Origin of the sequence: Flavobacterium sp. 83, assembly GCF_000744835.1 — a bacterium.
In the GTDB taxonomy this organism is placed as follows: Bacteria; Bacteroidota; Bacteroidia; order Flavobacteriales; family Flavobacteriaceae; genus Flavobacterium.
The window spans coordinates 3337242-3361461 of the sequence record NZ_JQMS01000001.1 but is presented as its reverse complement, the minus strand read 5'-3'; the positions used below and the strand labels follow the sequence as shown (position 1 = coordinate 3361461).

Here is a 24220-nt window from a genome sequence, read left to right as displayed (position 1 = left end):
AGCATTACACTTCTCAATTTTAAATTATTGTAAAGGTTTTTGCAGGATTAAATTTACCTCAAATTTTGATACTATTTTTGTAAAAAGATAGTAATAGTTGGTCTAATTATCTATTTGAAATGATGATTTCCTTCTTGTTTTTAGTTCTTCTTTTGCATTTTAAGTTAAAGAAAAAACAGTTTCAAAATTGGCATTCAAACAATGGTAAATAAATTAATCCGAATCACAACTGTTCCACTTTCCTTGGATAAATTATTAACTGGTCAATTGCATTATATGAATGCTTTTTATGAGGTAATAGCGGTTTCATCAGAAAAAGAATATTTGGAAAAAATTGGAAAAAAAGAAAATGTACGAACGTTTCCTTTGGAAATGTCTCGAAAAATCACTCCAATTCGAGATTTAATAGCACTAGTACAATTGTTTGTATTTTTAAAAAAAGAAAAACCATTAATCGTTCATTCTCACACACCTAAAGCAGGAATAATTGGGATGTTAGCTTCAAAATGTGCAGGAGTTCCTATTCGATTGCATACTGTTGCAGGTTTACCTTTAATGGAGGCAAAAGGATTTAGACGCAAGGTTTTAGAAAAAGTTGAAAAACTGACCTATTCATGCGCAACGATGGTTTATCCAAACTCAAAAGGACTTTATGATTTTATTGTTGTTAATAATTTTACCAAGCAAAAAAAATTAAAAATTATTGGCAATGGCAGTTCAAATGGAATTAGCACAATATATTTTTCGCCAGAAAGAGTTACTCAATTGCAACAGCAATCTTTAAAAATAAAGCTAGGAATTGAAAAAAAAGATTTTGTTTTTGTTTTTGTAGGCAGGTTAGTAGGGGATAAAGGAATAAATGAAGTCGTGCTTGCTTTTAAGAAAATAGCAGAACAAAACCCTAATGTAAAATTACTTTTGGTAGGAATGCAAGAAAAGGATTTGGATCCGCTTGATATGTCGACTCAGGAAGAAATAGAGTGTAATGATAACATTCTTTTTGTGGGTTATCAAGATGATATTAGACCTTATTTAGCCATTAGTAATGCATTAGTTTTTGCCAGCTACCGCGAAGGATTCCCTAACGTGGTACTACAAGCCGGAGCAATGGGTTTGCCTTCAATTGTAACAAATATTAATGGTTGCAACGAAATTATAATTGATGGAAAAAATGGAATTATTATTCCTGTTAAAAATAGGGAAGCGATTGAAAAAGCCATTTTAAAAATGATTAATGATGCTGATTTTTTTATCTCGCTGCAATCTAATGCCAGACAAATGATAACGGATCGCTATGAACAACAACAAAATTGGGCGGCAATTTTAAATGAATATAAGAAAGTAGAGAAATGCAAAGTAAAATCAAAAAAGGAGTATGTATAAAAAGTGCATCAAACCTTTTTTGGGTTTTAGTTTTGCTTTTTTTTGGTTTTTAGTACTCAGTCCAGTATTTTGTTTTGTTGTGTTGTTTTTGCTTTTTGCAAATAACGGAACAGTTTTTTTCTTGCAAAAACGTCCCGGAATTGGTGGTAAACTATTTACTATCATTAAGTTCAAAACAATGAATGATAAAAAAGATGCCGTTGGAAATTTATTGCCCGATGCAGCAAGACTCACGGTAATAGGCAAATGGATTCGCAAGACCTCTTTAGACGAACTTCCGCAATTAGTAAATGTAATAAAAGGGGAGATGAGTATTGTAGGACCAAGACCGCTATTGCCAGAATATTTGGATTTGTACACGGATTTCCAGAAAAGAAGGCATGAGGTGAAACCCGGGATAACTGGTTGGGCACAAATTAATGGAAGGAATGCAATCGATTGGAAAACTAAATTCAAATATGATGTTTGGTATGTTGACAATCAATCTTTTGGTCTAGATCTAAAAATTATTTATAATACACTGCTAAAAGTATTGAAACGTGAAGATGTTAATGCTGCAAACAGTGCAACAATAGAGCCGTTTAATGGAAAATAAAAAGCTATATATTTTTGGAGCTAGTGGCCATGGAAAAGTAGTTGCGGAATTGATACAAAGTACCAATTTTAAAATAGAAGCTATCTTCGATGATGAACCAAAAAATGATAATTTAGATTCGATACCTATTATTAATTCTTTAAAAATGGTAAAACCAACACTAAACAAGGCTTTGGTTATTGCTATTGGAAATAATTTGATTAGAAAGCAAATTAGTTTGCGTTTTAATGATTTTGAATTTTTTACAAGCATACATAAAACTGCTATTGTTTCCCCTTCTGCGACTGTGGATATAGGAACTGTAATTATGATAAATGCAGTAATTAATTCGGATGCTAAAATAGGAAAACATGTTATTATTAATACTGCTGCAGTAATAGAACACAATTGTACTATAGCTGATTTTGTTCATATTTCGCCAAAAGTAACTTTGTCAGGAAGCGTAAGCGTAGGTTTAGGAACCCACATTGGTTCTGGAGTTATTGTAATTCCGGGTATAAAAATTGGCAAATGGTGTACAGTTGGCGCTGGGGCTGTGATTATAAAGGATATCCCTGACGGAGCGACCGTTATTGGTAATCCTGGGAAAATTATTAAGTTTGCTCACGGGTATGAAATTGAAGAGCCAAACGCAAGAAATTCTAAAAGACAAATTATTAAAATATAAAAAAAAATATTGCAAATTGATGCTTTATAAAATTTATAACCAGGTTCTTGGTTATTCATTATAAAATAAAGATGTCATTTTATTAAAATTTTAGTTAAGTATTTTCATAAAAAATTACTACTAAAAAGGCCAAAGAGTATAGTAATCTTTGGCCTTTTTTTTTTATATTAATTTAATCCTCTTACATCAGATACTTTTCTTAAAAAGATTTTGATACCATTTTTTTGTTTTATAACCAACGGATTTTTTAATTGTTTCATTATCATATCCATAGCCGTATCCGTAGTTGTAAGAATAACTATATCCGTATCCTTTGTTTTGCCCCACATTATTTAAAATAATTCCCATGTTTTTAATCGAATTTAGGTTTTTTAAATTAGAAATAAATTTGAGTAATTTTTTTTCGGTAAAATTTGCCCGTGTAACATAAAGCACGGTATCGGCTAGGTGTGTAATTAGTGTTGTATCGGCAACCAATAAAGTTGGAGCAGTATCAACAATAATATAATCATAATCATTTTTTATTTCATTCAATAATAATTCAAATCTACCATTAGATAATAATTCTGCAGGATTTGGTGGGATAATACCCGAAAAAATAATGTCAAAATTCAAATTAGAGTCATTAAAATGCTCTGCTTTTACGTCATCAATTTTTACATTTACATCATATAGGTAGTTAGTAACTCCTTTTAAATCGGGTCTTTCTATGTTTAATTTTCGATGTAGTTGTGGATTTCTTAAATCGGCACCTACTAAAATTACTTTTTTACCAAGTGTTGAAAGAGTAATTGCTAAATTTAAAGAAACAAATGTCTTTCCTTCGCCTTTTATGGTTGAAGTAACAAATATAATGGAGCCTCGATTTGTTATAGGTGTAATATAATTGATGTTATTACGAAGGATTCTAAAAGATTCCGATAATATGGACCGGTCTAAAAATTGAATCATCTTACTATCTGTTTCAATAAAAGGGATTTCGGCTATAACCGGAACATCTGGTAGTAATGCTTCTAGATCTTCTTTGTTATTTATTTTATTATCGAATAAATAATAAAAATAGAGAACTCCGATAGGTAGTAAAATCCCTAAAAGTAGCGCAGTAATAAAAATCACTTTTCGTTCGGGATAGATTGGAGCAGCTGAAAAAATAGCATAATCGACTACTTTTATAGAAGGATTTGTTATGGCTAAATTGATAGCGGCCTCTTCTCTTTTTTGCAATAATAAAATATATAGCGACTCTTTTATGGATTGCTGTCTTTCTATAGATCGCACTCCTTTTTCATTATAGGGTACTTTGCTGTATTTTTCTCTATCTAAATTATTAATTTTATTTAATTCATTTCGGTTAAATTCTAATACTCGTTTATACCCAATAATAGACGCTTTTATATTGTTTTTTATTTGTAAAGCTAGGGTTGCAGTTTCTTTAACCATCGGATTAGATTCTCCTCCACCAGATAGCATTAATTTATTACGTTTTAGAATTTCTTCATTGTAATTAGCAACTAATCCATTTACTTCGCCATTATCAATTCCGATATTTGAGGGTAATAATTCAAGCCCTTTACTGGTATTAAGCGCATTGGTCATGAGCTCAGCTAATGCTATTTGAGTATTAGCTGTTTCTAATTTTGATTTAGATTCATAATTATTTTGCATTAAAACACTGGCATCGGCTTCAACAAAACTCAATTCTTTGTCTTTTTTGAAATTGGCTTTTGAAGTTTCAATAACATCTAATTCATTAAAAAGGAATTTAAACCTGTCGTCAACAAATTCGATTGTTTTTTTAGAAACAAGTTGCCTGTCTTGGATACCATCTTGGTTAAAAACTTCAATCAATGTATTGATGATATCATTGATTTTTTCTTGATTGAAACCGTTTAAGGTAAGACTTAAAATGTCACTTTGTTTTACAACATAATCGATAGTAATACTATTTGAGATTGATTGGACAACATTTTTTCTTGGTTTTAAATTTATCTGATAGGCACTTCCGGCAACTTTATTTAAAAAGGCAGTTTTTTTAATTATTATTTTACACGGAACGGCAGTGTTAAAATTTGTTTCGCCAAATTTATATTCTTTATTATTTCCATTAAGTTTGTATCCTTTTTTTGTCAATACAATTTGAAAAGAGGTTTGCTGGTTTGATAATGAATCTTTTTCTTTAGCCCAAATGACTCTAAACGGAGCATTTTTCCATAATTCAACTGATTTTATTCTGCCTACACCATAGATTTCAGTAGTCAGATTCAAACTGTCTACAACTGCACCTATAATTCGGGAAGATTTCATAATTACGATTTCATTTCCTTTACTAGTTTCAGTGTTTCCAAAAATAGAAACATTATCGCTAGGTAATTTAAATGCGGTATTCGTATTGTCTAGAATTTTAATTTTAGCACTTGTTTGATAGACATCATTGGCATATCTCAGATAAAAAAATGAAGCTGTCATTGTCAAAACTACTGACAAAACTATCCATTTCCAATAGGATAGGTATTTTAAAATTTCTTGTTTAATATTGAAATTATTCTTTCTGCTTTCCAATGCTATTAGTTATTTTGTTAGTACTAAAATGGTAGAAAATGCAATAGAAATTAATCCCAATAAACCTGTTATGCTACCTATATAGCCTGCAGATTTTACTTTTGCACCATTTGGATTTACATAAATCACATCATTTGGTTTGATGTAATAAAAAGGAGAATCAAACCATTTTTTGGATGTTAAGTCGATACTCATGTAGATTTTTTTATTGTTTTCTTCTCTAATTATTAATACGTCTTGTCTTTTGCCATGAATAGTTAAATCACCGGCATAACCTAAAGCTTGAAGAATGCTAATGTTTTGTTCGTTAAAAGTATAGGTGCCAGGATTGTTTACTTCTCCTAGTATTGTAAATTTTGCATTTGTTAATCTTACGGTAACTATTGGATTAGCAAGATGATTTCCCTCAATTAATTTTTTTACCAATAGATTTTCTAATTCTAGCAAGGTTAATTCTTGAACTTTTATTTTTCCTAAAATGGGGAGTGTGATAGTACCTTCGGATGTTACTAAATAACCATTAAAAGAGGAAGATGTGGGCTGGTTTATATTGTACATAGAAGCTAAATCTGGAGAACTTGAAGATATAACGATGTTTAAAATATCATTTACTTGAATTTTTCCTTCAGAAAAAACTGTTTTGTCTTGTGCATTTAAATTGATATCACTAAAATATATCAAATCTTTTTTTGAAGAGCAGGAGGTAATAATTAAAAACCCTAAAAGGAGTGATAGGATTTTTTTTTGTGTTTTAGTCATTTTAATAAAATTGTCTTTGGAAATTACTTTGATTCTAATGGAAATTTAACGGTTATTGTTTTATAAAAATAATCTTGTTAGTTTAATGTCGTAAATAAAACATGGTAAACATTTTTTTTATATTTAATCAAACCCAAAATATTGCAATGTTCTTAATAAATTGATGTAATGATTTAAATTTTTGAATATTAGTGTCTTAGCTTTGGTTACTTGTTTCAATAAGTCAAAATAATTTTAATTTATAATCTTTATGTTGTGTAAATTATTTTACAGCAAATATCAATCTTTATTTGTTTTTAATTAAAAGTTATCGTTAATTTTAAACTGTCAAGATTAAATTTAGGTTAATATTATTTGAAGATATTTTTTGAAATAATATAATTAAGAAACATATCCTACAGTATTAAAATTATTATAGGTGGTTGATTGCAAAACATTGTTAGAATACTTGGAAAAGCATTGAATTGTTATGAAGGCAGCTCGGTAATTCCGATCTAGTTTTTCGATATTCCAATTACATCAGAAGTTACCATTAGTTATAGTAGGAATTTGAACTCTCATTGAGAAGTGGATATGCAAACAAAAACGGCACATTTAGTAAGCTACATTTTTGTAATTAATTTGATTGTTAAATTCATCAATAGTACCATAATTTAAAGCAGAATGCCTTTTTTCTGTTGGACCAAACTTCACTGTATTCAATGATTATGGTTTAATGATAATTTTTGAAATTAATAAAAACGAAAAAGCCTATAAATCCTAAGATTTACAGGCTTTTGGTTTCAATTGAAAATGAATTAGTGGAGTCGCCGGCTATTGCGTTTTCTATACTGGAATTATGTGTTGACAACTAATAATGAGGCGTTAGAGCCTATTTTGATTGGATTTGTTATATTTGTTATTATGCTGTTTTTATAACCTAATAAAGCAAAATTGTCAACTAAATTGTCAACTGAATGAAATACACATTTAACTTAAAAGAACCAAAATCCGAAAATGAAACATTGATTTTATTTTCCTGTTATTTCAAAGAAGAGAACAAAAAATTTGTTTATTCAGCCGGAGAAAAAATAATTCCAAAGAACTGGGATTTTGAAAATAGATTTGTCTTTACCAATGGTAAAAATAAATCAAAATTTTCAGAAAGTATAAAGAAACAGTTAAATCGTTATTCTGATTTATTTCTTGAAACAGAAAGTTTATACAAAAGAATCAACGAACCATTTACTTCTAAAATTTTGAAAAAAGCATTTGATTTAGAGTTTAAAAAAGTGGCAGGAGGAAAGAACATTTTCTTTGAAGCTTATGATGAATTCATGTCAGAAAAGAAGAAGGGAAAAGAATGGTCAGAAGCTACTATCAAAAGGTATGATAACATAAAGAATATTCTTAAAAAATTTGAAATTGCTAAAAAGTATAAATTTACGTTTAGTAATATTAATGATTTTTTTCATCGAGAATTCACTGCTTACTGCATGGACGATTTGAAGCATATCAATAATACCTATTCTAGAAATTTAGGTCTTTTTAAAATATTTATGTTTTGGGCAAGAAAGAAAAATTATACTTATAATGATGCTTTTCTTGAATTTAAGAAAGTTGAGAGAGTAATAACGAATCAAATTGCATTAACAATTGAGGATTTAAATAAATTAATGCAGCACCAATTCGAAAGTAGTAAACTTGAAAGAGTGAGAGATGTTTTTGTATTTGCATGTGTGACGGGTATGAGATTCGGAGAACTTTCTTTAATTACTAAAACTAATGTAACTGACAATTTTATTATTCTAAAAGAAGATAAAGATGAAACAAAAGAAGCTAGAGAAATTCCTTTAACTAGTCTTTCAAGATATATTTTGTTAAAATATGATTACGAGCTTCCTTTAATCGCAAATCAAAAACAGAATCAATACATAAAAGATGTTTTTCAGGAATTAGAATATAATCATAAGGTTCAGAAAGTGACTACCAAAGGTAAGGAGAACATAAAAGAAGATATGTTCTTTTACGATAGAATAAGTACTCATACTGCTCGTAGAACATTTATAACAATGATGAAAAGGCAAGGTAAAAGTGATAAATTGATTGCATCTATAACAGGACATAATGATATGAAAACACTTAATCAATATTATCAAATTAGCGAACCTGAAAAGAAAGAAGCAATGGACGAGGTTTTTAATATTGAAATTCCATTGAAGAAAATTTCTTGGAATTAATTAATAATTAAAAAAGATTATTTAAATTTCAAACAGAACAATTTAATTTAATCTTAAATGATGGATAGAGATAGTATTGCTAAAAAGCTTGGAGTTGAAAGATTAGAAGACTATATAATTGATGAATTTTTAATTGGTAAGAGTGAGGTAGATGTAGTATTAGAAGTGGTTTTTAAAGAGTCTAAAGAGGATTTAGATCAGATTAGAACTGATGAAATTAAAATAGTTCGGATTTTATCGGAGTTAATTAAAATAAAAAATGAATTTAGTGATACTAATAATAATTATTTCTCTCATATAATCAAAGACGCCAAGGATTTTGCATCAGATACATTACTTGATGTTATTAATGAAAAAGATGAATTGAATAATCTCGCAAAATATATTTTAGATTTTTGGGATTTCAAAAAAACCAGAAATTTTGTTGTTAAAGGACAATTATTAAAAATTAGAGAGAATAGTAGAAAGTATCATCTCATATTAAATTATATTTCAAAGTCTAAAATATATTTCGATTTTCTAAATGATAATTGCAAAATAGATCGTTATACTTGGAATTGGTTAAATTTTGAACAGGGATTAATAAGAGTGTTAGGAAACCATGCCGTAGAAAAGATTTCTTTAGATTCAGATTATAAATTAAAAAAGGAAACTTTTGAGCTTCATACGAATAGAGAAGTTGAGGACTTAAAAAGTGAATTAAAAGATCTAAAGAGAGAAATTGGTCAATTAAATAAAGAAATTGAGATAAGAACCAATGTTCATAATAAATATTATTACGACACCCAAGTAATGATAAGTGACACTTATATAGGAGATAATCTTCCATTCCTTTTTAATCTATATAATTTTCTTAAAAGTAATAACCTATTTTCTTATGGTTGGTCATATTTCTATTCCTGTATGATTATTGGAAATAACGAAATGATCCCGCTAAAATCATCAAAAAAACAAAATTTTATTGGCAGGATATTTTTTCATTTTAAGGATTATCTGATTTTGCATTATAAGGATGAATCTTTTAAATTCTTACAGTCAAAGTTTTTAATTAATGAGTCTCCGATAACAGAAAATTTTAGAACTAATCACATGAAAACTAAATTTGATTTTAATGATGAGCCAGAGTTAGTTGTAATTGATGAATTTTTTGCCAAACAAAAGAAGATATACATTAAGATGTAAAATTAGATAAAGTCTAAATAGTTTTCTAATAGATTTTTATATAATTTTAATTTTTAAAATGTTTATAATCAATTATTTAAATTTTTATTAATTGTAATATTAAATAGATTTTTGATATATAAAATCCTTCATGTTGCTTGTAGTTTTACAACATTATAAACAAGCAAATCCACCTTCATACATAAAGGAAGTTTGCATAATTAAAACATTATGAGACTAATAATCACTACACCCGAAACCTTGGAAGAAATAATTAAATCTTCCTTAGACACAGCTATTCAGGAATTTTATTTAAAGAAAGAATCGGCAAAAGAAAGAAAAAAACACTACACAATTAAGGAAACTTCTATCGAATTAAAAGTTAGTACTCTAACCGTTAGAAATTATATCGAGAAAGGATATTTGAAAGCTTTTAAAATCGGTAATAGAATTTTGATTACCAATGAGAGTTTAGAAAAAGCCCTGAATGAAGTAAAATCGCTGCAATACAGACGATAAAACATAATTAAAATCGACTTAACCGTAAAACTAACGTAAAATTTACGCATCATGGATAAATATTCATACACATGCCATAACTGTGGTAAAGACTATATTCCTAAAAGAAGAGCGGTACAAAAGTATTGCAGTAATAGTTGTAGGACAAGAGCTTTTATGTTGAGAAATTCTAAAACTGGATTAAGTGTTCCAGATATAAAAAAGAAAGAGCCTACTAAAATTGAAACAATGAGTTTAGCAGGGGTAGGAAATACTGTTGCTGGAGTAGCAGTTGTAAAATTAGCTGAAAGTTTATTTACTTCGGAAGCTAATAAACCTGCAACAAAAAGTGATATCAAGAATTTAGAAGCTAAAATTATTAAAAGGTATTATCCAGTTAAAAACATGCCGTTAAATGTTAATGGATTGAAACCATATTTCGATGTGAATTCAAGTACAGTTGTTTATTTTAAATAAGTAATCATGGAAAATCTTATAACAAATAACGGATTTGTAAAATTATCTAGATCAATTTTGGATTGGGAATGGTATGATCATCCTGATGTATTTCGGATTTATATTCATTTACTCATAAAAGCGAACTATGCACCTGCAAAATGGCGTGGAATTGAAATTTTTGAAGGAGAACATATTACTTCAATTAATAAGTTGAGTAAAGAATTATTGATGTCAGAATTCAAAGTTCGGGAGTCATTATTGAAGTTAAAAAATACCTCTTACATTAATGTTACTACCACAAACAAATTTACTAGGTTGAAACTAATAAAATCAGTAGTTTACAATCATAGCTCAGAGATAAACCACAAACAAATTTCATATCCAACCACAAACAAAACACAGTCCAACCAAGAACAAACCACAACAAACAAGAAGAATAAAGAAAAAAAAGAAATTGAAGAAAGAAAAGAATTTTTTAAAAATGAAATTTTCAAATTTTCAAATGAATTTCCCAATGATCATTTAATTAAATTTTATGATTATTGGAGTACTGAAAATAGACATACCGGGCGGCTGGCGTTTGAGGAAGAAAACAAATGGAATTTAGAGCTGAAACTTAAAAGCTGGGTAATGTACCCCAAGATTACTGAGAAATGTCTTATAAGTAAAAATAGACCATAATGGAGCATCGTAACATTCATCCAGTTTCTGATTATATTGAGAAATTTAAAGATTTTCAATCTAAAGAATTAAGTTCAAACCAAAATGAAAAGAATCGTTTTCCTAAGTTTCACAACTCATTGACTCCGCTTGTTCTTTGGAATTTTTTCTTAATTGAATATGAAATAGTAAATAAAAGAAAATTCGTCATTTCTTATGAATCAAAAGCGTTTGTTTTTACAGTCATGTATTATTTTTTACAATCTTCTAAATTCTACAATTCACCTTTATTTTATCCTGTTCCTAATTGTGAAATTTCATTGAAAAAAGGACTACTAATTGTAGGTGGTGTCGGTGTTGGAAAAACTTCGATAATGAAAACAATAGTTTCTTTAATTAGCAAGTGTAGCTTAAATCATGATCAACAACCCGTAAGAATGCATAATACAGTGGACATTGTAGAAGAATTTGAAAGTTGTACTAACAGTTCTCGGATTGACGTAAGTAGAAAATATAGCAAAAGTTTTAGAGTTTTTGATGATGTTAAAAATGAACGAGAGGCTTCCAATTATGGTAAAGTCGATTTGTTCAAAGATATTTTGTACAAAAGATGCGAAAATCAGAATTTTAGAACGGTCATATTATGCAATTATGAATCTGAATTTAATGGTGATATGTATCAAGCTATAGAAGGTTTTGCTCGATATGGACACAGAAATTATGATAGATTATTCCAAGCATTTAATTTCATAGAACTTAAAGGAAAAAGCAATAGAAAGTAGATTTCTTAAAATTACCGCCATAGCGGTAAAATAGCTTTTTATCCTCCTTATTTATGTCTCTTTGCTGTTATTTATATAAGAATTACTGCTATAGCAGTAAAAATGTGTGATTTTATTTTAATTACTTGTGATTTACAGCATATTTATTTATTTTTACTGTTAAAGCGGTAAAAATGAATGATTTTAATTTAGGTCTCTTCATAAAAGAGCATCGTAAGCAAGCAGGATTGACACAATTAGAACTGGCTAATCTGGCAGGAGTAGGGAAGACTACCATTTTTGATATTGAGAAAAATAAAGAAACAGTTAGTTGGAATAATCTTTTAGCTGTTCTAAAAGTACTAAATATTGAAGCTCAGTTTAAAAGCCCAATCAATAAATAATTATGAAAAAAGCAATCATATTTGTTCACAACAAAAGAGCAGGAATATTGAGTGAAAATACTACTGGAGGGTATGAATTTATTTATGATGACAAGTATGAGGGTGAACCTGTATCATTGACAATGCCATTGAATACTAAAATATATTCATTTGCCAAATTTCCTTCTTTTTTTGAAGGATTATTGCCAGAAGGGATTATGCTGGAAGGGCTTTTAAAAATCGGTAAAATTGACAAAAATGATTATTTCACACAACTAATTGCAACAGGAAATGATTTGGTAGGAGCAGTAACGGTAAAAGAATGGAAAGATGAATAGATGTCCAATAACTTACGAACTATGTGGCACTGAAAAATATAGTGAAAAGGGACTTCGGATGATTGCTCCTAAACTTACTACATTACATGATTTACCATTTACAGCTGCTGAACAAAGGCAAGAAGCGGCAAATCGTGCCAAAAAGTTATCCATTCAAGGAGTTCAACCTAAATTAAGTGCTGTTATTTCAGTGGCAAATCAACAATTTGAAATTGTGGATCAGTTTGGTAATTATATTATAAAACCTCAAAATGACATCTTTCCTGAATTGCCAGAAAATGAAGATGTAACTATGAAGATGGCAAAAGTGTACGGGCTTGATGTGCCTCTTCATGGATTGGTTTATTCAAAAGATGGTAGTCTTTCTTATTTTATCAAACGATTTGACAGATACAGCAAAGGAAAAAAATACGCTACGGAAGATTTTGCACAACTGACAGGAAGCTCAAGAGATACCAAGTATGATTATACTATGGAAAAGTTAGTCAAAGTGATTGATGAATACTGCACTTTTCCTGCTATAGAGAAAGCAGATTTTTTTAAACGGGTTTTATTCTGTTTTATAACAGGTAATGAAGATATGCATTTAAAGAACTTTTCGGTAATTACAAAAGCGGGAAAAACAACTTTGACCCCAGTTTATGACTTTTTAAATTCTTCCATTTCTATTAAAAATCCGCAGGAAGAATTAGCGCTATCTCTCAAAGGTAAAAAGAGCAATTTTAAATCAACTGAATTAATAGAGTATTACGCAAAAGAACGCTTAGGACTAAATGATAAAACTATTGACACTATTTTATCTGATATGAATAAAAGCTTGTCTAAATGGATTGAACTTGTAGAAGTGTCTTTTTTGTCTGATAATATGAAAGAGAAGTATCTGAGTGTATTGGATAATAGGATGAAGAGATTTTAAATAATTTATAGTTTTACGGTTTTCCGTAAAACTATAAAGTATTAAGTATCTAAATTTGTTAATAATCAGGTATATCTACGTATAAATAATCGTGTTAAAATCATTTATATTTGGTAGGTTTGGTAAATAACAAATTGCAATACATACTATGGCTTTAAGCTGGAATGAAATAAAAGACCGTGCATTACGATTTTCTAAAGAATGGGAAAATACGACCAACGAAGAAGCAGATGCTAAACCCTTCTTAGATGCCTTTTTTGATGTCTTTGGTATTACCCGAAAAAAGATTGGAACTTTTGAACATAGAGTAAAAAAACTTTCTGATGCGGATGGTTACATTGACTTACTCTGGAAAGGAACGATACTTGTAGAAATGAAAAGCAGGGGAAAAAACCTAAATAAAGCTTTTCAGCAAGCCATTGATTATACTCATGGATTAAAACAGAACGAATTACCCAAATACGTTTTAGTATGTGACTTCCATTATTTTAGATTATACGATACGGAAGAACAAACTACATTAGAATTTACGCTAAATAACTTAGTCCAAAATATCCAAAGTTTTGGCTATTTATTGGGTTATCAAAAGAAAACGTACAAAGAACAAGACCCTGCCAATATAAAAGCGGCAGAATTGATGGGAAAACTGCATGACCGATTGGAAGAAATTGGTTATGAAGGACACCCGCTGGAAGTATATTTGGTTCGAATATTATTCTGTTTGTTTGCTGAGGATACTACTATTTTTGAAAAACAACAGCTACAGGATTTCATAGAAAATAGAACTGCCGAGGATGGAAGCGATTTAGCCGGGAAAATTCAAGAACTGTTTCAAGTGTTGAATACACCCAAAGAAAAACGCTTTAAAAACCTCGATGAACAATTAAATGATTTCCCGTATGTAAATGGGAAGTTGTTTGAAGAGGTCCTGCCATCGGCTAGTTTTGACACCAAAATGCGATTGGCTTTATTGGATTGTTGCTATATCGATTGGAGTAAAATTTCGCCCGCTATTTTTGGTTCCATGTTTCAAAGTGTAATGAATCCTAAAGAACGTAGAAACCTTGGAGCGCATTACACCAGCGAAAGCAACATATTGAAACTCATTAAACCCTTGTTTCTGGATGAACTATGGGCAGAGTTTGAAAGTATCAAAGGAAACAAAAATAAATTGCCTGAATTTCATAAAAAAATCAGCCAATTAAAATTTTTAGATCCTGCTTGTGGCTGTGGTAACTTCCTCGTTATTACCTACCGAGAATTGCGTTTATTGGAACTGGAAGTATTGCGCGCGACATACAAATCAGGACAAGGAGTCTTGGATATTCGAGAGATTATGTGGCTCGATGTGGATATGATGTGCGGAATTGAATACGAAGAATTCCCCGCTCGTATTGCCGAAGTCGCCATGTGGTTGATGGATCACCAAATGAATATGATGATTAGCAATGAATTTGGACAATACTTTGCGCGTTTGCCATTGAAAAAATCAGCTAAAATTGTTCATGGAAATGCATTGAGAGTAGATTGGGAGGAAGTGATAACAAAAGATAAGCTTTCTTATATAATTGGAAATCCACCTTTTATTGGTTCACGAATAATGAATAAACAACAAAAAGAAGATTTGACTAGAGTATTCAATAATTCAAAAAATGTTGGTGAATTAGATTATGTGACAGGTTGGTATTTAAATGCTGCAAAGTATATTCAAAACACAAAAATTAAAGTTGCTTTTGTTTCAACAAATTCAATTGTGCAAGGTTTACAGACTGCTATTCTTTGGGGGCAAATGATTAAAAAATATGATATAAAAATACATTTTGCACATAAAACATTTAAATGGAGTAATGAAGCAAAGGGTAACGCTGCGGTTTATTGTGTAATAGTTGGTTTTGCTAATTTCGAATCAAATAACAAAAGTATTTTTGAATACGAAGATATTAAGGGTGAAGCACATGAAATAAAAGCAAAAAATATCAATCCTTATTTAGTTGACGGAAAAAATATCTTTGTCGAAAAAAAATCATATCCCATATGTAACGTACCTAAAATGAATTTTGGTAATATGCCTGCTGACGGTGGAGAGTTATTATTTACTACTGAAGAGAAAAATATATTTATTGAAAGAGAACCACAATCTAGAAAATATTTTAGAAAAATATTAGGTTCACAAGAGTTAATAAATAATATAGAACGATGGTGTTTATGGTTGGAAGATATTGAACCGAATGAATTAAAAAAATTAAAATTAGTTTTAGAAAGAGTTCAAAACGTAAAAAAAATTAGAGAAAATTCTTCAAGACCGCAATTGGCAAGTATACCTCACTTATTTGCACAAATAACACAGCCAAAAGGATTAGATTTTATAATAATCCCAAGTGTTTCATCGGAAAGAAGAAAATATATTCCTATTGGATTTGAAAATTCAAATGTAGTTGCTAGTAATTTATGCTTAATAATTCCAAACGGTAATTTATACCATTTTGGAATCTTAATGTCACAAATGCACATGGCATGGGTGAAAACCACTTGTGGAAGATTAAAAAGTGATTTTAGATATTCAAAAGATATCGTTTACAATAATTTTCCTTGGCCAGAAAATCCATCAGAAAAGCAAATAAAAACTATTGAAGAAAAAGCGCAAAACGTTTTGGATGTTCGAGCATTATTCCCTACTAGTTCCTTAGCTGATTTATATAGCCTGTTGACCATGCCGCCAGCATTAGTAAAATCGCATAATGAATTGGATAAAGCTGTTGATGCTGCTTACAGTAAACAAACCTTTAGCAGTGAAGCGAAACGGATGGAGTTTTTGTTTGAGTTGTATGAAAAATATACGGCTGGATTGTTTGTGAAAGAGAAGAAAGTGACAAAAATTAAAAATTAAAACAAATAAAAAACCCTGTAAATTAATTATTTACAGGGTTTTTTGTGGAGTCGCCGGGAATCGAACCCGGGTCCAAACAAGCAACTAAAAAGCTTTCTACACGTTTATTTCCTGATTAGATTTTCGACTTTGTGTTTGGCCAGGAACAGCCACACATCGCTTATCTTCTTAATTTCGAAATCCACCGGAAGCTTATGGAAATCTAGGTTTAAATTTACGATTCACCTTAATCGACCGCTATAAACCAAAGCTTTCGAGGTAAATCCTGCTTTCCTACCTGGTAGGACGAGGCTAATCTTACTATAATTCAGATTATGCAGCAAGAGCGTAGTTTCCTTCGCCGTGTATGTGTTTTGAAACCTTTTATTAGCGAGAATTGTCTCAGTTCTCGGCGTGCTTACTTTTCAATTCGACTTGCTGTCAAAACCAGTCGACCCCTTTTATTTTGAGTTTGCAAAGATACAATTTAAAACTTGATTATCTATTGCTAAACTTGTATGTGTTCTACAAAAATCATTCCTCTTTTTCGCCTTTGTCCAGATGAAATGGATAATCTCCAAATAACATAGCCAGTTTTCTCACTTTGTAAGTTTTAGTGGTAAATTTATTTGACAAGGCAATTATAGTGACTTTCTCTTTTTGTAACGTAACATAAGATGAGGTGTTACCATGCCACCAGCCATTATGAAAATAGAAGTTTTGTCCCGTTTCCCAATTGATCATTCGAATACCAAGACCATAATTTTTTTCTCCTTTACGTTCATTGCTATAACCCGTAAAGACTTGTTTAAACAATTTTGGTGATAAGAAATTGGGAGAATTTCTCGCTCGGTCAAATTTTAATAAATCTCGCGGTGTAGAATATATATTTTTATCCCCATAAACTGCATCCAAATAATCTTTTCCTATCTCAACACCATTTCCTTTGTATGACGGTGCTATACTATCTTTATCTTTTTCATAGTCAAAAACATAAGTATTTTTCATTCCCAGTGGTTTGAAAATGATCTGTTTCATCGCTTCTTTATACGGAAGCTTAGTTATCTTCTCAATTATCAATGCCAACATGGCATAATTAGTATTGCAATAGCTAAATCTAGTATCTGTTTTAGATTCTAATCCAATATTTTTAGTCGCCATAATGGTTAAAATATCTTGATTAGTCAATCTATTATGTCGGTCCCAAACTGTTTTATCTCGATCCGTAAAATAAGCATAATTGCGCATGCCACTTCTATGGTTTAGCAGTGTTTTTACAGTGACATCCGGAAAAGGGAATTCTTTTAGTATCGTATTAACTTTTTGGTCTAAATCAATTCTTTTAGCATTTATTAACTTCAGTACGGCTGTTGCAGTTAATACTTTGCTCACAGATGCTAAATGGAGTGGCGTTGTACTTGTTATTAATCGTTTCTCTCTAAAATTAGCATAACCTTCATAATTTTCATAAATTATTTGACCATTTTGAGCTACAAGAAAACTACCGTTTGCACTATGATTGGGCCAAGTTCTATTGTAAAAAGCCTCGATAGATCTTTTTTTAGACTCAATATATTCAGCAGTTAGTTTAGGACTTTCATTCGTTAAAGGTTTCATTTTAGGTAATGTACTCTTTGGGAGTTGGGCATCACTTAATTCTATTTTCTTTTTCTCTTTGGTACAAGAACTCAAAACGAATAGTAGGAAGAGTAATTGTAGTATATTTGCTTTTTTTATAAATATCATTTTCATTTTACTAGAACAACAAATATATAGAATCAATCCCTTTTGACTCCTCTTTTTTCCGAAACCTTAACAGTATTTTATTAACGCTTTGGAATTGTTTTTTTGTATTGTTTTGGACATCAGCTTTTAATTGGCTTTACACTTGAAAATTTATTTTAAAAAATAAGTCAATTTGTTTAAAATTGTTATATTTGTAACAAATACAATTGAATAAGTTATATTAATTTGGTTTAAAAATATAAAAAATGAAGTTCGGAATTATAAAAGAAAGAAAAAACCCACCAGACAGAAGAGTTGTTTTTTCTCCAGATGAATTAGCAAGAATAAAACAACTTTATCAAGATGCTTCTATAAAAGTTGAGAGTTCCGATATTCGAATTTTTACTGATGAACAATATAAAAATTTAGGAATCGAAGTTACAAATGACATTAGTGATTGTGATGTTTTTTTTGGCGTGAAAGAAGTGCCTGTGGAAGATTTAATTCCTAATAAAGCCTATTTCTTTTTTTCGCATACGATCAAAAAACAACCGTATAACAGAAAATTGTTACAAGCAATTTTAGCGAAAAACATTGATTTATACGATCATGAAACTATTGTAGATTCTCATAATCGAAGGTTAATTGGTTTTGGTCGATATGCTGGAATTGTTGGTGTTTACAATAGTATTCGTGCCTTTGGGTTAAAATTCGAATTGTTCAAATTACCTAAAGCAGATACACTTTCTGGTAAGGAAGCACTAATCGCACATTTGAAGCGATTGGTATTGCCTCCTTTAAAATTTGTAATTACTGGAACAGGTAAAGTAGGTAGTGGTGCTAAAGAAATTTTGGATGCCATGAAAGTTAAGGAGGTTTCAGTTGAAAATTACTTAACTAAGAATTATACACAGCCCGTTTACACTCAGATCGATGTTTTAGAATACAATAAACGCAAAGACGGACAAGTATTAGATTTTACTGATTTTTATGAGAATCCGCAAGAATATGTGTCCAATTTTGAACGATTTACTACAGTTTCTGATATCTATATTACCGGTCATTTTCATGCCAATGAAGCTCCAGTAATTTTGACACGGGAAATGCTCCAATCCAAAGATTGTAAAATAAAAGTCGTTGCAGATATTTCGTGTGATGTCAATGGTCCAATTGCCTGTACGTTAAGATCATCGACAATTGCAGAGCCTTTGTACGGCTATTCGCCAACTGAAAATAAAGAAGTCGATATTTTTCACCCAGCTGCAATTGTGGTGATGGCTGTAGATAATTTACCTTGTGAATTGCCCAAAGATGCGAGTGAAGGTTTTGGAGAAATGTTCATGGAACATGTAATTCCGGCATTTTTTAATGGAGATAAAGACGGCATTTTACAAAGAGCAAAAATAACCGAAAAAGGGAAATTAACACCAAGATTCAGTTATTTGCAGGATTATGTTGATGAAAAATAAATAAATATGTTTTTTATATGAAGAAACCGAGTAGATGCAAAGTATGTTTCTACTCGGTTTTTTTTATGGAATTTTATAAAAGAAATATGATTTATCTCATAAAAGCAATTGTAATTTCTAAATACATTTGTTTTTTCAAAATAATAAATAAAAAAGAGAGTTTTATTTCTAGAAAAAGCTAAAGCTAAGACAACTGATATTTTCGGAAAAGTTTTTCGTAATATTACTGTAAAAATGAGTTAGAATGAGAAAAATTAAATACAAGAAAGGCAAGAAACTGCAACCTTATAATCTTGAATATACAGGGATTCATAGAAGTCATGATTCAGAAATGCAGTTGTTTGTTTATGATAATTTTGATTTGATAGAATTTGAGGATTTTAAAGTTTCAGATCTGGATAAATACATCAATACTCAAAAAACGAATTGGTTGAATATTCATGGTTTAAATAATATTGAATTAATAAAATCAATTGGCAATTATTTTGAAATAGACAATTTCATGCTTGCCGATATTTTAAATACAACCAGAAGAACCAAACTGGAGGAACTATCGGATATTTTATTCTTTAATATAAAATCACTTTTGCCAGCCGGAGATTCAGATAATATTAGTGTGGAGCAAATTAGTTTTTTGATAAAAGATGGAATCTTAATTTCATTTCAGGAGAAACGTAGTGATTTTTTCATTCATATTCGGGAGCGAATTCGGACTCATTCGGGAATTGTTAGAACAAAAAAAGTAGATTATTTGTTGTACATACTTTTGGACGCTATCATGGAGAATTTTTATGTTACCATTGAAAACGAAGAAGATAAAGTAGAAGATCTTATTAATCTTTCGAAGAAAAGCGCTGATCCTATAATTCTGGAGCGAATTGAGAAACATCGTGACAATTTTAACTTTTTGAAACGATCTATTATTCCGCTCCGGGATTCTTTGTATGATATAAAAAGCATAAAAGATGATAATGTATTCAATGCAATGGAAATGGAAAATTTTAGTTTTTTTGCTCGATTGCATCAAAAGAGCTTGGAACTTCTTGAACAAATTGAATCCGATATGGGTTCGCTGGAAAGTGCCTCTAATTTCTTTTTTTCGGCACAAACGCATAAGATGAATGAGATTATGAAAACCCTGACTATCGTTTCGGCAATATTTATTCCGCTTACTTTTATTGTTGGAGTCTACGGAATGAATTTCGAGTTTATGCCTGAATTGCATTATCGCGATGGGTATTATACAATTATTGGAATTATGATTTTAATAGTAATTGGAATGATTATTTATTTTAAAAAAAGACGTTGGTTTTAATAATTAGAAAGGGATATATCCAATTTATATTGGGAAAAAATATAAAATTAAAAAGATGAACAAAGCCATATATATAGCAACAAGCGAACAAAATAGCGGCAAGTCTATTATAACTTTAGGGTTGATGAGTATGCTTATTGGCAAGACTGCCAAAGTTGGCTATTTTAGACCTATTGTAGAAGATTTTGAAGAAGGAGGGTTTGATAATCACATTGAAACGGTGATTGGTCATTTTGGCTTGGATATTCAATTTGAGGATGCTTTTGCTATTACAAAAAGTAAATTAATCAAAAAGAAGAACAAAGGAAAAATAGGGGAGGTTCTCGACTTGATTATTGAAAAATATAAAAAATTAGAAGAGCGTTTCGATTTTGTTTTAGTTGAAGGAACCGGTTTTAGTGGTGAAGGAACCGTTATCGAATTGGATATGAATGTTCTTATTGCCAAAAATCTAGGGATCCCAACTATAATTGTGGGTTCAGGTGTAGGGAAAACATTGGAAGAATTAATTGACAGTCTCTACCTTGCTTATGATTCATTCAAAGTAAAGGAAGTGGAAGTTTTGGCTGTAATCGCTAATAAAGTGCAGCTTGAAAATGTAGGGTTAGTAACTGCTGGTTTGAGAAAAAGTTTGCCTGCGGGGCTTTTGGTCAATTCAATTCCTTTAATTTCTAATTTGAATAATCCCACAATTCAGGAAATTGTAAACAAATTAGATGCTAAAGTGTTATTTGGCGCCGCTTATTTAAACAATCAAACGGGTAATTTTAGCGTGGGCGCGATGCAACTTTGTAATTATTTATTGCATTTGAAAGAGAATAGTCTGGTGATAACGCCTGGTGACAGAGCTGATATTATTCTTGGTGCACTTCAGGCGAATGAATCGGTGAATTATCCAACAATTTCAGGAATACTGCTTACGGGAAATATATTGCCTGAACAGAGTATTCTAAAATTAATTGAAGGACTTTCTCCGGTCGTTCCTATTTTTGCGGTGGAAGAAGGAACGTATTATATTACCAATAAAATAGGTTCCATTAAATCTAAAATTTACGCCAATAATAAACAAAAGATAGAAACGTCTATACATACTTTCGAAAAATATGTAGACTTAGATAACTTATCCGAAAAGTTAATCACTTTTGAAGCGGAAGGAATGACGCCAAAAATGTTCCAATACAATTTGGTAAAAAGAGCCCGAAAACATAGAAAACACATTGTTTTACCTGAGGGTGACGATGAAAGAATTATTATTGCCGCATCGCGATTATTAGCTATGGACGTAGTTGATATTTCGATTATTGGAAACAAAAAACAAATAGAAAGTAAAGTTTCGGAACTGGGATTAGATTTTGATTTTTCTAAAATTAAAATTATTAATCCAATCGAATCCGAACATTATGATGACTATGTAAATACCTATTATGAGTTGCGAAAAGCAAAAAATGTAACGCTAGGAATGGCCAAAGATTTGATGGAAGATGTGTCGTATTTTGGAACGATGATGGTCTATAAAGGTCATGCAGACGGAATGGTTTCTGGTGCCGCGCATACCACACAACATACTATTTTACCGGCTTTGCAATTCATTAAAACGAAACCTAATTCATCAGTGGTTTCCTCAATATTTTTCATGTGTTTAGAAGACCGTGTTTCTGTTTTTGGGGATTGCGCCATCAATCCAAATCCTACTGCAGAACAACTGGCAGAAATAGCCATTTCATCGGCTGATTCTAGTTTAGCTTTTGGAATAGAACCAAAAATTGCCATGCTTTCCTATTCGTCTGGTTCTTCGGGAAAAGGGGATGAAGTAGATAAGGTAAGAACGGCAACAGAGATAGTTAGAAAAAAACGTCCCGACTTAAAAATTGAAGGACCCATTCAATATGATGCCGCAGTCGATATGGCTGTTGGAAAAAGTAAAATGCCAAATTCAGAAGTGGCAGGACAAGCCAGCGTTTTGATTTTTCCAGATTTAAATACAGGAAATAATACGTATAAAGCGGTGCAAAGGGAAACTGGCGCACTAGCAATAGGTCCGATGTTACAAGGATTAAACAAACCCGTAAATGATTTAAGCCGAGGCTGTACAGTAGATGATATTATAAATACAGTCGTGATTACAGCGATTCAAGCACAAGGATTATAAATCAATTATGAATTGTGAATTATTAATTATAAGTTTTGCTTCTTTGATCCTTTAGTGAAAAGACTCAGGGAATCATAAAATTAGTGCCTTAGCAACTTTAAAAAAATGAAAATAGTAATTATAAACTCGGGAAGTTCCTCCATAAAATATCAATTAATAGATATGCCGGCGAATGAAGTTATTTGTTCGGGGATGATTGATAGAATAGGATTGGAAACATCCAATCTAAGCTACGTAACTAATAATACTAAATTAGAAGAAACGTTGCCTATTGCAAACCATAAAATTGGTTTAATGTTAATTGCTCAATTGTTGATGGACGCGACTGTTGGAGTGATAATGAGTACAGATGAGATTGAAGCTGTTGGGCATCGCGTGGTTCATGGTGGCAGTTCTTTTTCGAATACGGTAATTATTGACGGAGAAGTAAAAGAGAAGATTAGACAACTTTTTGATTTGGCACCGTTGCACAATCCGGCTAATTTAGAAGGAATAAATGTGGCCGAAGAAATTTTCAATTTGGCAAAACAAGTAGCTGTTTTTGATACTGCTTTTCATCAAACGATTCCTGTTGTGGCACACAAATATGCGTTGCCTAATTATCTTTTGACTGAAAATAAAATACGCGTATATGGTTTTCATGGGACAAGTCACAAATATGTTTCTGAAAATGCGATTCATTATTTGAAACAAAAATCAATAAATAAAGGCTCGAAAATTATTACGATACATTTAGGAAATGGGTGTAGCATGACAGCCATAAAAGACGGAAAAAGTATCGACCATACATTAGGTTTTGGTCCAATGAACGGTTTGATTATGGGAACCCGAAGCGGAGATGTAGATCAATCTGTGATTTTTTATCTGGTTAATTCGTTAGGGTATTCGCTTGATGCGGTGAATACGATGTTGCAAAAGCAAAGCGGAATGCTGGGACTTACCGGTTACAGCGATTTAAGAGACATAGAAGCCAATGCGGAGAACGGAAATGTGGACTGTCAGTTGGCTTTAGCCATGAATGCATACCGAATTAAAAAATATATTGGTTCCTATACGGCAGTATTAAACGGGCTTGATGCCATTGTTTTTACAGCAGGAATAGGGGAGAATTCTTCCTATATTCGAAAACTAGTATGTACGGATATGAATTATTTTGGAATAGAATTAGACGATTGCAAAAATGAAATTCGTTCTAAGGAAATTCGAGAAATTAATACATCAGATTCTAAAACAAAAATTTTGGTTATTCCTACCAATGAAGAAATTGAAATTGCGAATCAGGTATTTGAATTACTAACCAATTAGGAAATATATTTTTATAAAAAAGCTTCTCATTAG

At 30.8% G+C, this 24220-nt stretch carries 20 protein-coding genes and 1 other RNA gene; 17 read left to right on the top strand and 4 right to left on the bottom strand.

The window, feature by feature from the left end; genetic code table 11:
* The first annotated feature begins 201 nt into the window (after positions 1 to 201).
* From T410_RS14565 to T410_RS14555, 3 genes are read left to right on the top strand one after another with little or no spacing between them, the layout of a single operon-like run.
* Positions 202 to 1383, top strand: coding sequence for a glycosyltransferase family 4 protein (locus T410_RS14565; RefSeq protein WP_035673093.1), 1182 nt, complete (start codon positions 202 to 204; stop codon positions 1381 to 1383).
* A complete protein-coding gene (locus T410_RS14560) occupies positions 1376 to 1978 on the top strand; it encodes a sugar transferase (protein WP_035673091.1) in 603 nt (200 codons plus the stop codon). The genes T410_RS14565 and T410_RS14560 overlap by 8 nt, the downstream gene beginning before the upstream one ends.
* Positions 1968 to 2645 (top strand): acetyltransferase, encoded by a 678-nt coding sequence (locus T410_RS14555; protein WP_051929444.1) that lies wholly within the window; start codon positions 1968 to 1970, stop codon positions 2643 to 2645. Before T410_RS14560 ends, T410_RS14555 begins: the two co-directional genes overlap by 11 nt.
* A 186-nt stretch (positions 2646 to 2831) precedes the next feature.
* On the opposite strand, the gene T410_RS14550 is transcribed toward T410_RS14555, so the two are convergent.
* Both T410_RS14550 and T410_RS14545 read right to left on the bottom strand, forming a co-directional pair.
* Complete coding sequence (locus tag T410_RS14550; RefSeq protein ID WP_152556964.1) at positions 2832 to 5204, bottom strand: exopolysaccharide transport family protein; 2373 nt, start codon at positions 5202 to 5204, stop codon at positions 2832 to 2834.
* Positions 5205 to 5213: 9 nt separating this feature from the next.
* Positions 5214 to 5963, bottom strand: a complete 750-nt coding sequence (locus T410_RS14545) for a polysaccharide biosynthesis/export family protein (protein ID WP_035673085.1) — start codon at positions 5961 to 5963, stop codon at positions 5214 to 5216.
* Between the two features lie 956 nt (positions 5964 to 6919).
* Here T410_RS14545 and T410_RS14540 point away from each other — a divergent pair.
* From T410_RS14540 to T410_RS14495, 10 genes are all read left to right on the top strand, one after another.
* On the top strand, positions 6920 to 8182 hold the full coding sequence (locus tag T410_RS14540; protein WP_035673082.1) for a tyrosine-type recombinase/integrase: 1263 nt from the start codon (positions 6920 to 6922) through the stop codon (positions 8180 to 8182).
* Positions 8183 to 8239: 57 nt separating this feature from the next.
* Entirely contained in the window at positions 8240 to 9364 is a 1125-nt protein-coding gene (locus tag T410_RS14535; protein ID WP_035673080.1) for a hypothetical protein, read from the top strand.
* Positions 9365 to 9574: 210 nt separating this feature from the next.
* A complete protein-coding gene (locus T410_RS14530; RefSeq protein ID WP_051929443.1) occupies positions 9575 to 9862 on the top strand; it encodes a helix-turn-helix domain-containing protein in 288 nt (95 codons plus the stop codon).
* A gap of 51 nt (positions 9863 to 9913) precedes the next feature.
* Positions 9914 to 10318, top strand: coding sequence for a hypothetical protein (locus T410_RS14525; protein WP_152556963.1), 405 nt, complete (start codon positions 9914 to 9916; stop codon positions 10316 to 10318).
* Between the two features lie 6 nt (positions 10319 to 10324).
* Positions 10325 to 10981, top strand: a complete 657-nt coding sequence (locus tag T410_RS14520) for a hypothetical protein (protein ID WP_035673077.1) — start codon at positions 10325 to 10327, stop codon at positions 10979 to 10981.
* Positions 10981 to 11742 (top strand): ATP-binding protein, encoded by a 762-nt coding sequence (locus T410_RS14515; RefSeq protein ID WP_035673076.1) that lies wholly within the window; start codon positions 10981 to 10983, stop codon positions 11740 to 11742. Before T410_RS14520 ends, T410_RS14515 begins: the two co-directional genes overlap by 1 nt.
* Positions 11743 to 11915: 173 nt before the next feature.
* Positions 11916 to 12125, top strand: a complete 210-nt coding sequence (locus T410_RS14510) for a helix-turn-helix domain-containing protein (protein WP_051929442.1) — start codon at positions 11916 to 11918, stop codon at positions 12123 to 12125.
* Positions 12126 to 12127: 2 nt separating this feature from the next.
* Positions 12128 to 12442, top strand: a complete 315-nt coding sequence (locus T410_RS14505; RefSeq protein ID WP_035673075.1) for a HipA N-terminal domain-containing protein — start codon at positions 12128 to 12130, stop codon at positions 12440 to 12442.
* Positions 12443 to 12500: 58 nt separating this feature from the next.
* Positions 12501 to 13358: a HipA domain-containing protein gene (locus T410_RS14500; RefSeq protein WP_238567385.1), complete on the top strand. Its 858-nt coding sequence runs from the start codon at positions 12501 to 12503 to the stop codon at positions 13356 to 13358.
* A gap of 148 nt (positions 13359 to 13506) precedes the next feature.
* Positions 13507 to 16245 (top strand): DNA methyltransferase, encoded by a 2739-nt coding sequence (locus tag T410_RS14495; protein WP_035673070.1) that lies wholly within the window; start codon positions 13507 to 13509, stop codon positions 16243 to 16245.
* Between the two features lie 42 nt (positions 16246 to 16287).
* Here the strand turns inward: T410_RS14495 and ssrA are convergent.
* Both ssrA and T410_RS14490 read right to left on the bottom strand, forming a co-directional pair.
* Positions 16288 to 16683, bottom strand: a transfer-messenger RNA (tmRNA) gene (ssrA, locus tag T410_RS16805).
* Positions 16684 to 16758: 75 nt separating this feature from the next.
* The gene (locus T410_RS14490) at positions 16759 to 17976 is read right to left on the bottom strand and encodes a serine hydrolase (RefSeq protein WP_035673068.1); all 1218 of its coding nucleotides are present in this window, start codon (positions 17974 to 17976) and stop codon (positions 16759 to 16761) included.
* Positions 17977 to 18215: 239 nt separating this feature from the next.
* Between T410_RS14490 and T410_RS14485 the strand changes: the two genes are divergently transcribed.
* From T410_RS14485 to T410_RS14470, 4 genes are all read left to right on the top strand, one after another.
* On the top strand, positions 18216 to 19418 hold the full coding sequence (locus T410_RS14485) for an NAD(P)-dependent oxidoreductase (protein ID WP_035673065.1): 1203 nt from the start codon (positions 18216 to 18218) through the stop codon (positions 19416 to 19418).
* A gap of 244 nt (positions 19419 to 19662) precedes the next feature.
* Positions 19663 to 20733 (top strand): magnesium/cobalt transporter CorA, encoded by a 1071-nt coding sequence (gene corA / locus T410_RS14480; protein ID WP_035673063.1) that lies wholly within the window; start codon positions 19663 to 19665, stop codon positions 20731 to 20733.
* 55 nt (positions 20734 to 20788) lie between these two features.
* Positions 20789 to 22882, top strand: a complete 2094-nt coding sequence (gene pta, locus T410_RS14475; protein ID WP_035673061.1) for a phosphate acetyltransferase — start codon at positions 20789 to 20791, stop codon at positions 22880 to 22882.
* 105 nt (positions 22883 to 22987) lie between these two features.
* Entirely contained in the window at positions 22988 to 24187 is a 1200-nt protein-coding gene (locus T410_RS14470) for an acetate/propionate family kinase (protein ID WP_035673058.1), read from the top strand.
* Positions 24188 to 24220: the final 33 nt, after the last annotated feature.